This is a genomic window from Ruegeria sp. ABV3_008 (assembly GCF_056161185.1).
This window is the reverse complement of record NZ_JBSWYP010000001.1, coordinates 160,544-173,937: the sequence shown is the minus strand read 5'-3', so window position 1 is coordinate 173,937 and position 13,394 is coordinate 160,544. Positions and strand designations below refer to the sequence as shown.

At 58.4% G+C, this 13,394-nt stretch carries 12 protein-coding genes; 6 read left to right on the top strand and 6 right to left on the bottom strand.

Annotated features, from left to right (window positions below; translation table 11 throughout):
- Positions 1-110 precede the first annotated feature (110 nt).
- Both ACXAH8_RS00845 and ACXAH8_RS00840 read right to left on the bottom strand, forming a co-directional pair.
- Positions 111-1,232, bottom strand: a complete 1,122-nt coding sequence (locus ACXAH8_RS00845; RefSeq protein WP_475215343.1) for a methyltransferase — start codon at positions 1,230-1,232, stop codon at positions 111-113.
- A 2-nt stretch (positions 1,233-1,234) separates the two neighbouring features.
- Positions 1,235-2,104 (bottom strand): polyprenyl synthetase family protein, encoded by an 870-nt coding sequence (locus ACXAH8_RS00840; RefSeq protein ID WP_171668540.1) that lies wholly within the window; start codon positions 2,102-2,104, stop codon positions 1,235-1,237.
- Positions 2,105-2,203: 99 nt separating this feature from the next.
- Between ACXAH8_RS00840 and crtD the strand changes: the two genes are divergently transcribed.
- Positions 2,204-3,781, top strand: a complete 1,578-nt coding sequence (gene crtD, locus ACXAH8_RS00835; RefSeq protein WP_475215341.1) for a 1-hydroxycarotenoid 3,4-desaturase CrtD — start codon at positions 2,204-2,206, stop codon at positions 3,779-3,781.
- The gene (gene crtC / locus ACXAH8_RS00830; protein ID WP_371808692.1) at positions 3,748-4,617 is read left to right on the top strand and encodes a carotenoid 1,2-hydratase; all 870 of its coding nucleotides are present in this window, start codon (positions 3,748-3,750) and stop codon (positions 4,615-4,617) included. The genes crtD and crtC overlap by 34 nt, the downstream gene beginning before the upstream one ends.
- On the opposite strand, the gene tspO is transcribed toward crtC, so the two are convergent.
- From tspO to ACXAH8_RS00815, 3 genes are read right to left on the bottom strand one after another with little or no spacing between them, the layout of a single operon-like run.
- Positions 4,614-5,096 carry a tryptophan-rich sensory protein TspO gene (gene tspO, locus ACXAH8_RS00825; protein WP_171668542.1) on the bottom strand — a complete coding sequence of 161 codons (483 nt, stop codon included), beginning with the start codon at positions 5,094-5,096 and terminating at the stop codon, positions 4,614-4,616. The two genes, crtC and tspO, sit on opposite strands and share 4 nt — an antisense overlap.
- On the bottom strand, positions 5,096-6,139 hold the full coding sequence (crtB, locus tag ACXAH8_RS00820; protein WP_475215338.1) for a 15-cis-phytoene synthase: 1,044 nt from the start codon (positions 6,137-6,139) through the stop codon (positions 5,096-5,098). The genes tspO and crtB overlap by 1 nt, the downstream gene beginning before the upstream one ends.
- Positions 6,136-7,686, bottom strand: coding sequence for a phytoene desaturase (locus ACXAH8_RS00815; protein WP_475215336.1), 1,551 nt, complete (start codon positions 7,684-7,686; stop codon positions 6,136-6,138). The genes crtB and ACXAH8_RS00815 overlap by 4 nt, the downstream gene beginning before the upstream one ends.
- Positions 7,687-7,788: 102 nt before the next feature.
- Here ACXAH8_RS00815 and crtA point away from each other — a divergent pair, with 102 nt between their 5' ends.
- Genes crtA through bchO form a run of 4 tightly spaced genes read left to right on the top strand, consistent with a single transcriptional unit; the run spans position 7,789 to position 12,037 of the window.
- The gene (gene crtA / locus ACXAH8_RS00810; RefSeq protein WP_171668641.1) at positions 7,789-8,508 is read left to right on the top strand and encodes a spheroidene monooxygenase; all 720 of its coding nucleotides are present in this window, start codon (positions 7,789-7,791) and stop codon (positions 8,506-8,508) included.
- On the top strand, positions 8,505-9,512 hold the full coding sequence (bchI, locus tag ACXAH8_RS00805; RefSeq protein WP_171668545.1) for a magnesium chelatase ATPase subunit I: 1,008 nt from the start codon (positions 8,505-8,507) through the stop codon (positions 9,510-9,512). The genes crtA and bchI overlap by 4 nt, the downstream gene beginning before the upstream one ends.
- Positions 9,509-11,143 carry a magnesium chelatase subunit D gene (locus tag ACXAH8_RS00800; RefSeq protein ID WP_171668546.1) on the top strand — a complete coding sequence of 545 codons (1,635 nt, stop codon included), beginning with the start codon at positions 9,509-9,511 and terminating at the stop codon, positions 11,141-11,143. The genes bchI and ACXAH8_RS00800 overlap by 4 nt, the downstream gene beginning before the upstream one ends.
- Before the next feature lie 3 nt (positions 11,144-11,146).
- A complete protein-coding gene (gene bchO / locus ACXAH8_RS00795) occupies positions 11,147-12,037 on the top strand; it encodes an alpha/beta fold hydrolase BchO (RefSeq protein ID WP_171668547.1) in 891 nt (296 codons plus the stop codon).
- Here bchO and ACXAH8_RS00790 read toward each other — a convergent pair.
- Positions 12,016-13,371, bottom strand: coding sequence for a PAS domain-containing protein (locus tag ACXAH8_RS00790; RefSeq protein WP_475215331.1), 1,356 nt, complete (start codon positions 13,369-13,371; stop codon positions 12,016-12,018). The two genes, bchO and ACXAH8_RS00790, sit on opposite strands and share 22 nt — an antisense overlap.
- Between the last annotated feature and the right edge of the window lie 23 nt (positions 13,372-13,394).

Genomic DNA, 13,394 nt, shown 5'->3' with positions numbered 1-13,394 from the left:
CCCTCGCCGACTTGGGACACCCGATGGGTGAGTCCCTGGCGAGCTATTATGTCAGTTTAACTTTACGTATGTATCTGTCAATTAAAACTGACACTTTGAGAGATTTCCCGCTACTGCGGCTTCACAGCTGTGATAACCCCTGTGATGTAACTTCGAAGCGGCTTTGGATGACTGACATCCACAAACCCTGCCTCAGCCAGCAATTCAGTTATATGTGCTGCCGAACGGGTTTTCCCGGTGCCCATCGCAAGAGTGTATATTGCAAAATAGACATCTGTGATCCGGTCCGGCCTTTCTCCACCGGACATCGGTTCAGAAATGACCAGACGTCCACCGGGCGGCAGTGCCTCGAACACCTTATTCAAAAGATCACGAACCGTCGCATCGTCGTGGTCATAAAGCACTCGGATCAGGCTGATTGCATCCGCTCCGGTTGGTAATGGGTCCGATCTAAAGCTGCCTGCAATGCAGTTGATGCGATCCGTCAGCGCGACGGACGCAAGATAAGCATTTGCGGCTGTGCGTGTTTCTGGCAGATCAAACAGTGTAAACTGCATCTGCGAATAGCGCCGCGCGACTTCGGCGAGAAAGGCACCGCTGCCACCTCCGATGTCCATAAGATGGTCTACACCGTGAAGTCGAACTTTGCGCAGGGTATCCTCGGCCACCAACCGCTGGCTGCGCGCCATCAAATGGGAATAGCGGTCTGCCTCTTCCCGGCCAACTTTGGATGCGTCGTGAACATAGGGCCAAAACTCGGCAAGCTCGGTGCTCGTGCTGTCGCGCAGGAATGCGCTTGGATCTTCAAGGTCGCGATACAAAGCGCGGTGATGAAGGATCATATCGGCAAGGCCGGGAACACCACGCAATGCCGCGCCCTTGCGTGCAAGGCCAAACTGACCCTTTCGCTGGCGTAGAAAACCCAAAGCCGCGCCAGCCTGCAAAAAGACCTGCAGACGTTCCGCATTCACCCCGATTTCATGGGCCAATTGCCGTACCGATTTCGGGCCATCCGCCAAGCGGTCGAAAAGCTCAAACTCAACCAGTGCCATAAGCACCTGGCTTGAAACAAAGCCTTGAATAACCTCGAATATCTCGGCCCCGTCCCGCTTGGCATACCGGCGTGCAATCGGAAGGCGCATCGCAAAGGATTGCACATCACTCCGTCCCAAAAGACGTTCAAGCTTAGTGCTGATCGAAAAAGGGCGCGCAACAAGAGGCGACCGTTCCATTGTCAGGCCTTCGCAACTGCCGGCGTAACTGGTGTCAACGCTTCTGCCTGTTTGCGCACCAGTTGGGCCAAGATGGCTTCTCCCGGACAGGACGGAATCGAGGCGATTGCGCCGCTTAAGATATCATTCAACCGCTGTATTGCGCCCTTGATGCCAAACTGCTCGACCGCACTTGGACGACCGTGAAGATCATCCTGCCCGGCAGGCTTGCCAAGTGTCTTTTCATCGTAAAGCGCATCCCGAAGATCATCTGCGACCTGATAGGCTTCGCCAATCCGTGCACCCAATTCATACCAAGGTTCAGCATCGTGCCCGGCGGCAACGGCTCCCATTTGAGTCGCTGCAACAAACAACGCACCGGTCTTGGATCGGTGATAGGCGCTCAGATCAATGCTCTGTTCGCTCTCCCACCCTTGCCCAGCGCAGATGCCATTCGGCATACCCGTCTGCTGCGCTAACAAGGACAGCAGCCCCAGTGCGCGTTGCGGTTCATGCGTGGCGGCGCGTGTCAGAATGTCAAAGGCCAAGATGATCAAGCTGTCACCGGTCAAAACCGCCAAAGGTTCTGAAAACGCACGGTGAACAGATGGCTTGCCGCGCCGGATGTCCGCGTTGTCGAAACAGGGCAAATCATCGTGAACAAGACTTGCACAATGGATAATCTCGAGCGCAGCCGCGGCAGCATCTGCTACGGCGGGTCTATCGTCACCACAGGCCAGCGCGACGGACATCAAGATCGTCGGACGCACCCGCGCGCCGCCAGGAAAGCAAGCATAGTCCAAGGCCCTTGCAAGCTGATCCGGTGCTGGGGCAACCCTTGCGCGAGCAATGTTCTGCTGTATGGCACTATCGATCCTTGTCTTCAGTTCCATGCGCATCCCTTTGCTCTGACAACCCAGTGTGAAAGTTTAAATTGACACAATAGTGTAAATTACACTGGACAGTTATCTGTTCGGAGTCAACAATTCCTTATGAGCGCGAAACAAACGCATATGCGCCACGCGGTGGTCATCGGCGCGGGCATTGGCGGCCTGTGCAGCGCCGCGCGGATGTGCGCGTCCGGGTTCAGTGTGACTGTTCTCGAACGACAGGCCGATCCGGGCGGAAAGGTCAGGACTCTCCCCTCTGAAAGTGGTGCTGTTGATGCGGGCCCAACTGTTTTGACCCTCAGGCATATATTCGACGACGTCTTCGCCAATTTGGATGAGCGGCTGGACGATCACATTGAGCTCCACAAGCTGCCCATTATCGCTCGGCATTTCTGGCCCGATGGAACTAAGCTTGATCTGCACGACCGACTGGATGCAAACCGCAAAGCGATCAAAGAATTTGCCGGACCCGAGGCAGAGGCGGAATTCATGCGCTTTAACGCTGAAACCAAAGCCCTGTTTGTCGCTCTGAGCCCGACGATGATGGAGAAACCTCAGCCATCGCCAGTAGATCTTGCGACGACGTTTCTTCGGCACCCCGCATTGCTTGGGGCAATGGCGCCAATGCAAAGCCTTCGCGGGAAGCTGGCTCACAGGTTCAGTGACCCGCGTCTTGCTCAATTGTTCAACCGTTATGCAACCTACGTTGGTGGTCTGCCGCACCAGTCTCCTGCATTGCTCAGCCTCATTTGGCAAGCCGAAGCAGCAGGCGTTTGGTCGGTTAAGGGCGGTATGCAGTCCCTGCCAAAGGCGCTGGAGGCGTTGTGCAAGAGGCACGGTGCACGTTTTCAGTATGACACCGAGGTGACTTCGGTGTCTTGCGAAGACGGCCACGTTAAAGGTGTCGAATACAACGGCGGGACTACAATCGAGACAGATCTCGTGATCTTCAACGGGGATCCCCGAGCGCTGGCTAAAGGGGCGCTGGGGCCGAATGTGACTGGTGTCGCTCAGCAGACACTGAACACCCCACGCAGCCTGTCAGCGGTGGTGTGGAGTTTCGATGCAGTCCCGCGTGGTCTGGATCTGGAGCATCACAACGTTTTCTTCACCGATCCGAGCAGTCCGGAGTTTGAAGAATTGCAAGCCGGTCTCTTTCCCCGCCAGCAGTCGATTTATGTTTGCGCGCAAGACCGAGGACCGGTCATGCAAAAGTCCCCCGGGGTGCGCGAACGGTTCGAAATCATTCAGAACGCCCCGCCCCTTGGCACCGGCCCTGCACCCGATATGGAGTTCCAGATATGCCAAACGCGTACTTTCGACGTGCTTCGCCGCTTCGACCTGACCTTCGATCCGCTACCGGGGCAAGCCAACCTGACTCGCCCGGCGGATTTCGAGGCTCTGTTCCCCGAGAGCAGCGGATCACTCTACGGGCAGAGCCCGCATGGGCTGACGGCAGCGCTGAAGCGCCCGCGGGCGCGGACATCGATCAAGGGCTTATATCTGGTAGGCGGCGGCACACATCCGGGAGCGGGGCTGCCGATGGCTGCGCTCTCCGCCCGGCACGCGGTCGAGACGATCATGCAAGACCAAACTTCGCCCTCAACGTCCCGCCCAACGGCTATGCCTGGTGGTATGTCGACGGGATCAGCGACGATCAGAGCCGGGCAATCTCGATAATAGCCTTTATCGGTTCGGTTTTTTCGCCTTGGTATCGATGGTCGGGTCGCAAAGACCCGGAAAACCATGTCTGCATCAACGTGGCCACGTATGGACCCGGCGGACGGTTCACGATGACGGACAGGGGGCGTTCGGCCCTACGACTGACGCGCGATAGTATGACCGTTGGCCCCTCGTCGATGCGGTGGGACGGCGACAAGCTGATCATCGACATCAATGAGATGGGGGCTCCACCAATGATCTCGCCCGTTCGGGGACAGGTGGTTCTGGAACCGACAGCCCTGACCGATGTGGAACTGCCGCTGACTGCAGACAACACCCATGTCTGGCGACCGTTTGCCCCAACCGCGCGGATCGATGTCGATCTGACAGCCATGGGCTGGCAGTGGACTGGGCATGGGTATTTCGACGCGAATTTCGGAACCCGCGCACTGGAAGAGGACTTCTCGTATTGGTCATGGGGTCGCTTCCCGACCGCCGAGGGCGGCACCTGTTTTTATGACGCTCAACGACTGGACGGCTCAGCCTTGAGTCTGGCCGTGTCTTTCGATTCAAATGGCAGAGCCAAACCTGCCCCCCTGCCCCCCAAGGCACGGCTGAACCGTAGCCTTTGGGCCGTCCGGCGTGAGACGCGGGCAGACGAAGAGTATCGCCCCCGACAGGTGATGAACATGCTGGATGCACCATTCTACTCGCGTGCTATGGTCAGAACTCAACTGGGCGGAGTGGAAACAACCGGCGTGTATGAAGCGCTGGACTTACGCAGATTTCGGTCTCCGTTGTTGAAACCAATGTTGGCCTTGCGAGTCCCACGCCGCGCAAGCTGGACCTTTTAGGTTTCGATCGGAGGCGGGCTATTGGCAGTTTCGGGGTTTAGTTGGAGCACCGACCAATTCAACGCCGCCGCGACACTGACCCAAGCCAGATAGGGAACGAAGAGTACACCCGCCCAAGTATCGACGGACCAAAGCGCAAGCATGGTCGCCGCCACCGCAACCCAAAGCGCAGACAGCACCACCATTCCAGCCCGCAAACGCCGCAAGCCAAAGAAGACCGGCGTCCAAAGCGTGTTGATCGCGATCTGCAACCCCCAAAGTGCCAGCGCGAGGCTTGCATCACCAGCCACCGCAGCACGGGCCCCTGCCCAGCTCATACAAACGTAAAGTGTCGTCCAGGCCACCGGGAATAACCAGTTCGGCGGTGTCCACGATGGCTTTCGCAGGTCACGATACCACTGGCCCGGCGGAAACATACCGCCAGTCGCACCGGCTGCAGCACAAGCTGCAAAGAAGATCAGAAAATACAGAATAAACATTATCTTGCATGCGTCCGTACTGAGGCCATAGTGTGCCGTCGCCGGGCGTTTTCCGACGTCTGCAACTGCGCAAAGGCTGCGTACAACGTATCGCTCCAATCCGTTTGAGCGGGCCGGTTATGCGCCGCAGCGTCCACCAGAAATGCGGTTTCAGGCAAGGGCCGAGCGTATAGGCGAGGTGACCGAGGCGCAACCGCGCTCAACGCAGTACGGCACAGGGACCACATCAGCCAGCCGAGTTTTTGCCCCTGCCCCGTCCGCGCACGCTGCGACACGCTGTCAAAACCGGACTTGCGAATTTGCCCGCCGATACCGGCATAAACAAAACGCGCGGCATAAATTCCCGGGCGACATTGCAATGGCAGTTCAGCAATTCCCGTCTCTGACCGCACATACAGGTCTTGCGCGTGTTTCAATAACCGAGAGACACAGATGCGTATGCCCGGCTCGGCGCGTGGATCTGCCATGAAAGCATTCGCGTCGACGCCTTCCTGCTTAAGCCATTTCAACGGCAGGTAAAGACGGTTTTCACGCGCATCCTCGCCAACATCACGGGCGATGTTGGTTAATTGCATGGCGACACCGAGATCACAGGCCCGCGCCAGGGCGTCGGCGTTGCGCTCGCCCATAAGCACAGACATCATCACACCCACGGCACTCGCGACCCTTGCAGAATACGCGATCAGATCTGAGATATCATCGTAACGCCGCTCCATCGCGTCCCAAGCAAGACCTTCCAGCAAGGCTTCGGGCAAAGCGCGGGGCATCTCATACCCCTGCACCAGCGCTGCGAACGCCCGGTCTGGTGCCGCATTACGCGGACGTCCGGCATAGACCAGCTCCAATCGTTCTTTCAGCATCAGAACGGCGGCGGCCTTTTCGGTTTTCAGATCAACCTCGTCATCCGCCAGCCTACAGAACGCATAGAGCGCCAGCGCCGGATCGCGCACTGACTGTGGCAGCAGCTTGGAGGCCGCATGGAAAGACAAGGACCCGTGCCGGATCGCATCCCGGCAGAATTGCATATCCTGGGGGTCGATCATCGCACACCCACCGGATCAGGGACGAGTTTCGCCAACACTTCGGCACTGCTGACCACGCCCGGCAAGCCCGCGCCTGGATGTGTACCTGCACCAACCAGATACAGCCCTTTTGCTTCTTCGCTGATGTTGTGCGGCCGGAACCATGCGCTTTGAAGGATGCGGGGCTCAATTGAAAACCCGCAGCCCAAAGGTGACAAGTAGCGGTCGCGGAACGTGTCCGGCGTGAATACCTCGGACGCTGTCAGGTGCTGGCCCAATCCGGGCAAAAGCTGATCCTCCAGCACCGCTTGCACGCGCTGGCGGTAGATCTCGGCATGCGTGACCCAATCAACGGAACTGTCATGCCCCAGATGCGGCACGGGGCTGAGGGCATAAAAGGTGTCATCCCCCTCAGGCGCTGCGGTCGGATCGGTCAGCGACGGGCGATGGACATAGAGGCTCATGTCCTCGGCCAGACGCCCCTTTTTGAAGATATCGTTGATCAGCCCGCGATAGCGCGGCCCGTTCAGGATCGTGTGGTGCCCAACATCGGGCCACAGATTGCGGGTGCGTTTGGTTCCAAAATACCAAACGAACAGACCCATGGACCAACGGGTGCGCTTTAGCCGGGCATCGGTCCAGCGTTTGCGCCCGGTTTTACGCAGAAGCTTGGTGTAGGTATGGCCCGGGTCGGCGTTGGAGACGACGATGTCTGCGTTGATCACCTCTCCAGAGGTTAGCTTCACACCTTGCGCCGCGCCACCAGAGATCAGAATCTCATCCACCTCGGCATTCTGACGCACAAGCCCGCCCTGATCGCGAACGACATTGCGCATGGCTTCGGCAATAGCCGCGACACCGCCAATGGCGTAATGCACGCCAAACGCCTTTTCCAGATGGCTGACCAGAATATACATCGAGGTCACCTGCGTTGGGTCTCCGCCAATGAACAAAGGATGAAAGCTGAACGCCATCCTCAGGCGCGGGTCCTTGAACCGTCGCGCTGCGTGGGCATAGACCGAGCGATCCGCGCGCATCCGGGCGAAGGTCGGCAGGACCTTGATCAGGTCCCAAAGACGGTTCATCGGACGACGTCCGAGATCTTCGAAGCCAAATAGATAGCGCGCTTCGCTGTCCTTCAGGAACTTGCGCAAGCCCTTCACGTCGCCGGGCGACAGGCGTGCGACTTCGGTCTCCATTTCATCAGCGCCCTGCCGCGCTGCAAACTTCGAGCCATCCGGCCAGCGGATTTCGTAGAACGGGTCCAGCGAGACCAGCTTCACGTCCTCGTCAAAGTCGCGCTCGCAATCGGCCCAAAGGTCGCGAAACACCTCGGGCACAGTTACAATCGTAGGACCCAGATCAAACCGATGTCCCTCGCGCCAGATAACCGAACCGCGTCCACCGGGCATATCCAGCCGGTCCAGAACGCTGACACGGTAGCCTTTCGCCCCCAGCCGCATCGCAGCGGCCAAACCACCCAGTCCCGCACCGATCACCACGGCATGAGACCGGTCATCCCCAACAGGGATCGCGTCTTGGGTCAGTTGCGCGTCAAGGCGAGTCATACGTTAGCGGCCCAATCTGTTCACTTAAATTGACACACTCCATCAAAAGTCTTCCGGTTTTGACGTTAATATGTCAATCTAAATTGACACTATGGAGGTTCGATCATTCAAGTCGCAACCCTGAGCCTGTTTCGTTTCGACGGCGTTTTCAGCCGTCTCGGTGCCTTTGCTATGATGGGCTTGGCACGCTGGCCGTTGTCGCGACTCAACGGGCTGGAATTCTGGAAACTCTGCGGCTCTGGCACCGGCGAAGGGTTTACGCCGCGCCCCAATACCGCCGTTTGGGCTGTCTTATGTGTCTGGTCAGATGAAAAAACGGCGCAGAGCCTCCTGAAATCCGCCAGCCCGTTCAGATGGTATCGAAACCATGCTTGCGAACATTGGACTGTGTTCCTACGCCCGATCTCATCCCGCGGCGCTTGGTCGGGGCAGAACCCGTTCCATATCGACAGTCCGACGCCCACCGGGTCGCTTACGGCAGCACTCACCCGCGCGACGCTGAAGCCGAAGATCCTGATGCGGTTCTGGCGCAGGGTACCGGATATCAGTCAGATGATCGGCTCGAACTCGGATGTGCTGATGAAGGTCGGGTTGGGAGAGGTACCGTTCCTTAATCAAATTACGTTCTCGATCTGGCCAGATACCGGATCGATGGCCGCCTTCGCCCGTCACCCCGGCCCGCATTCCGAGGCCGTGAAAGCGGTGCGTGAAGGCAATTGGTTCCGCGAAGAGCTTTACGCAAGGTTCGACGTCATAAACGAAGCCGGCCACTGGGAAGGGAAGCACCCGGTGGTTTTGAAGGAGGGTCAGGACAACACATGACGCACGCGTTTCCATTCTCCGCAATTGTAGGTCAGGATCAGATGAAGCTCGCCATGATCCTGACAGCGATTGATCCGAAACTTGGTGGGGTCCTTGTCTTTGGCGACAGGGGCACCGGCAAATCCACCGCCGTCCGCGCGTTGGCCGCTTTGCTGCCACCGATCTCGGCGGTTGAGGGCTGCCCGGTGCAATCCGCAACACAGTCCGCTTGCCCGGATTGGGCCGAGGTGGCTGAAGATGCGCAGGTTCTCGACTACCCCACCCCTGTCGTCGATTTGCCTTTGGGCGCGACCGAAGATCGGGTGACCGGCGCTTTGGACATCGAGCGCGCCTTGGTGAATGGCGAGAAGGCCTTTCAACCTGGGCTGCTGGCACAAGCGAACCGGGGATACCTTTACATTGATGAGGTCAACCTGCTGGAAGATCACCTCGTCGATCTACTCTTGGATGTGGCCCAAACCGGAGAAAATGTGGTCGAGCGCGAGGGGCTTTCGATCCGTCATCCGGCTCGGTTCGTGTTGGTCGGGTCTGGCAACCCCGAAGAAGGCGAACTGCGTCCGCAATTGCTGGACCGGTTTGGCCTGTCGGTCGAAGTACGGTCACCTGATGATATCGATCAAAGGGTCGAAGTGGTACAACGCAGGGATGCGTTTGAGTTGCAACCCGACAAGTTCCTGAAGAAATGGCACCGCGAGGACACCCGTGTACGCAAAGCCATACTAACTGCGCGTGAAACCCTGCCAGACATCAAAATCCGCAAGCGCGAACTACGCGACTGCGCGGAACTGTGCATTGCGCTCGGCTCGGACGGGTTGCGTGGAGAACTGACCCTTGTTCGCGCCTGCCGTGCATTGGCGGCTTACGAAGGCGCGGCCTCGGTCACGCGTCGGCACATCCGTCGTATTGCGCCGATCGCGCTGGCCCACCGCCTGCGCCGCGACCCGATGGACGAGGCCGGATCTGTTGCCCGCGTCCGCCGAGCATTGGATGAGGTCTTGGGATGACACCCTCGCCCGATCCATGGGCGCATGTGTGGCGCAGCCTGCGCCTGTTCGCCGTCGACCCGGTTGGATTGGGCGGCATTGGGTTGCGTGCCCGCGCTGGACCCGCCCGCGATGTTTGTGTGGCGACACTGCCTGATCTGGGCTTACCACACCAGCGGCTGCATCCTTCTCTGACGGATGCCGAGCTATTTGCCTCGATGGATTTCGCGGCAACCCTTGCAAAAGGACAGCAAATCTATCGCCAAGGTCTTTTGCACCGACCAGCGGCTTATCACCTGTGCATGGCGGAACGCTGTCATTATCAACTGGCCGCCAAACTGGCGCGCAGGTTGGATGAAGGTCATTCCTGCCTGATTGCCTTCGATGAAGGCGCCGAGCCTGAGGAAACACTGGCCCCAGCCTTGGCCGACCGCCTTGCCTTGCGCATTGATCTGACTGATTTGCGCGCGTGCGATCCGCCTGCCATAGACACCGAAGATTTGAATTACGCGCGTGCTCTGCTACCAGCCGTTCAGACAAAGGCAACGGATATTTCCACCCTTGTGCATCTTTCTGCACGGCTGGGCATCCCCAGCCTGCGCGCGCCATCTTTTGCATTGAAAGCCGCTCGATGTAATGCAGCGCTGAGTGGGCGAATGCTTGTGGAAACCGAAGACCTCGAAATCGCAGCCACGTTGGTTCTGGCGCATCGTGCGACCTGCCTGCCTGCCCCAGAACCCGAGGCCGAAGCGCTCACCCCCGAACAGCCAGCGCCCTCCTCGCCATCAGATAGTAACCCCGATCAGGACGTGCTGGTTGAAGCCGTGCGGATAGCCTTACCCGAAGGGCTTCTGCCACACGCATGCTCCCGCCGCGCCGGAGCCACAGGAACTGGCGCCGGAGACGCGCGCATTGCTAAACAACGCGGACGGCCCATCGCGTCGCGTCGCCGCAGGCCGGACGGACGCAGCCGGGTTGATCTGATCGCCACGCTGCGCATGGCCGCGCCCTGGCAGAAACTGCGGCGCGCCGCCGAGGGCCATGTCAGCGTGCTACCCAGCGATATCTGCCTGAAACGGTTTGAGACCCAGACCGAACGGTTGCTGATCTTCCTTGTCGATGCCTCAGGATCAGCCGCACGTGCCCGCTTGAACGAAGCCAAGGGCGCGGTCGAACACCTGCTGGCCCGCGCCTATTCCCATCGAGATCAAGTGGCCCTGATCGGGTTCCGCAATGACTCGGCTGATGTCCTTTTGCCCCCGAATCGGTCTTTGGTCTTGGCAAAGAGACGACTGGCCGCCCTGCCAGGAGGTGGCGCGACGCCATTGGCCGACGGGCTGCAATGCGCAGGGATAATGGCGGGTAGCGCTCATAAGCGGGGCATGACCCCAACCGTGATCCTGCTAACAGATGGCCGTGCGAACGTGGCGCTGGATGGCCAGAGAAACCGACAAAAGGCCACCGAAGATGCAGAACACACCGCCGATTGGCTGCGCGCCTCTAAAATCCGCAGCGTTGTTCTGGATACCGCCATCCGCCCCCAGAAGGCGCTTCAAAGTCTGGCACATCGAATGGGCGCCGACCATGTCGCCCTGCCCCGCGCGACCACTGCGGGGCTGACGCAGGCGATTGAAACCGCAGTTCACACCTGAGCGATGGACTGGCAGCGCGACTTACCAACCTGGCCGCACAATGCATGGTCTCGACGCGTAGTCTGCGCACCACATCGCTGGCATGTACAAGAACATGGCAAAGGACCAACGTTGCTTTTCCTGCATGGTGCGGGCGCTTCAACTCATAGCTGGAACGCAATGATGACAGAGCTTTCGCGGGATCATCATGTCGTTGCAATCGATCTGCCCGGACATGGTTTCACGACTCTGGGTGCCTCGAACCGCAGCGGATTGACCCAGATGACCGAAGATGTCGCCGCTCTTTGCAAACAGGAAGGGTGGCAGCCGCAGAAGGTTATTGCCCATTCCGCCGGGGCCGCAATCGCTCTGCAACTCTGTGAACATCACCTGACGCTGGACACTCGGCCTCAATCCGTTTTGGCGATAAACCCGGCCTTCACTGACTTTGACGGTTTAGCGGGAGTGCTCTTCCCGCTCATAGCCAAGTCTTTGGCCGTGAACCCGCTGACACCGTGGCTCTTCACACTTGGTCCTGACGCCATGTCTCGTGCAAAACGGTTGATCGCTTCAACCGGGTCAACGATCCCTGCCGAGCAACTGTCGCTGTATGCAAGGCTGTTGAAGGACCGCAAACATGTTCAGGGGGCTTTGTTCATGATGGCGCAATGGTCGTTGAGGGGCTTCAAAACAACCCTTTCCCAATCGCAGACCCCGATGGAAATCGTCGTTGGCCTGAATGATCAGGCAGTGCCGCCGGACCGTACTGCTGAGGTGCAAAAATCGCTTCCAAACTCGACGCTGACCGAACTGCCCAATCTTGGGCATCTTGCGCATGAAGAAGCGCCAGAGCTGTTCGTTTCGCTTGTCCGCTCAGCGATTGAAGACTCCCGTCAATCGGACCCAAGACCGTAACGGTCCAACTTGCTGTAGAGACCTTGCCTGCTGAGGCCCAACACCTTGGCCGTCGCGGCTCGGTTATTGCCAGTCAGTTTCAGCGCAGCAAGTATCAGGTTTTTCTCCAGACCCGACGTTTCTTCCTGAACCAATTCGCGTAGCGGAGCCTTTCCGATCCGACTGAGCATCGCCTCAATCGACGCGTCAGCGACGAAATTTGCGCTATCGTTGGTCAACCGGGTTGAAAGGTTCCGAAAAACGAACCCGATCCTGCGAGGATCAGAGTCAGGGATTACAGTCCCGGAAAGCTCGACTTCAAGGGTTTGACCGTTGGGCCGTCTAACGCTGGCAGGTAGGGAGCGAATGCGGGGGTTATCCCTTAGAATTTTCAGGACGGAAGCGAAATCCAAGTCCGCAGGATCAAAGAACTCACCTAAACCCAGCTCGGAAGTCGACGGGGCGAGATGGACCAGTTCCTCAAACGCCGTGTTGTGCCAAATGACTTTACCCGCATCGTCAGTGACGACAATGGCTTCAACTGCCGCTCGAACCCATTCGACGAGAACGTCTTCGGTCACCATCTGCCCACCCTCAGACCCTGCCGGGCGCAACCGCACAACGGCCGTTTCGGTACCGCCGAAACTCGGCGAAACGTCCACAATAAGCGGCTGCCCGTTTGAAAAGCGCGCTTGCATCGATGCCGGAGCCTGCGTACGCGCGACGGCATCAAGGAGCGCTTTCAGCTCTTTGTGATCCGATTTTCGAAACAGGGAAACAACTGGCCGGTTCGATAGCGATTCCAGTTCTTCCCCCAGAGTTTTGGCAACCGCCGGATTGGCGTCAATAATCTGCCCGGAGGCCACGTTCACAATCAAAAACGGCTCTGACCCAATGCTGAACAGGGTTCTGTATTCAGCCTCGATCCGTTTCTGAGCATCGAGCTTTTCTCCCATCATCCGATGCAATTCGACGACACGGTTTTGCAATTCCGAAAACGCGCTGATGTCCCTACCCAATACGATACCCGGGTGCGCCTCTTCCATAGGCGCGATCGAGTAGGCGATCGTTTTCGTACGGTCGTCGCCCGTCTCGTGCTGAACCACACATTCCCGCCGGAGTTGGTCATTTGCAGCGTCTGACAGGAACTCCCGGAACTGGGCACAAGCGTCGCCGGGTAGAGCATCACTGATGTATTGTCCTCCCCAACTGGAGGCCCCAAGGCTGTCGAGCAACTTTGAATCTCCGATGATATCGTTGATCAGGCCATCCTCACTAACGAAAAGAAGGACATCCGCCGCGTGTGTCAGCAAAGACTTCAGTGTCCCAGCATCAAGTTCGGAAAATTGGGTCAACAAACCCGTGTCTTGACTACTCA

Excerpts from the sequence above, each read along its gene's own strand:
- tspO (WP_171668542.1), bottom strand. The coding sequence starts at position 5,096 with ATGTTTATTCTGTATTTTCTGATCTTCTTTGCAGCTTGTGCTGCAGCC.
- ACXAH8_RS00800 (WP_171668546.1), top strand. The coding sequence starts at position 9,509 with ATGACACCCTCGCCCGATCCATGGGCGCATGTGTGGCGCAGCCTGCGC.
- bchO (WP_171668547.1), top strand. The coding sequence starts at position 11,147 with ATGGACTGGCAGCGCGACTTACCAACCTGGCCGCACAATGCATGGTCT.
- bchI (WP_171668545.1), top strand. The coding sequence starts at position 8,505 with ATGACGCACGCGTTTCCATTCTCCGCAATTGTAGGTCAGGATCAGATG.
- crtB (WP_475215338.1), bottom strand. The coding sequence starts at position 6,139 with ATGATCGACCCCCAGGATATGCAATTCTGCCGGGATGCGATCCGGCAC.
- ACXAH8_RS00815 (WP_475215336.1), bottom strand. The coding sequence starts at position 7,686 with ATGACTCGCCTTGACGCGCAACTGACCCAAGACGCGATCCCTGTTGGG.
- ACXAH8_RS00845 (WP_475215343.1), bottom strand. The coding sequence starts at position 1,232 with ATGGAACGGTCGCCTCTTGTTGCGCGCCCTTTTTCGATCAGCACTAAG.
- ACXAH8_RS00840 (WP_171668540.1), bottom strand. The coding sequence starts at position 2,104 with ATGGAACTGAAGACAAGGATCGATAGTGCCATACAGCAGAACATTGCT.
- crtD (WP_475215341.1), top strand. The coding sequence starts at position 2,204 with ATGAGCGCGAAACAAACGCATATGCGCCACGCGGTGGTCATCGGCGCG.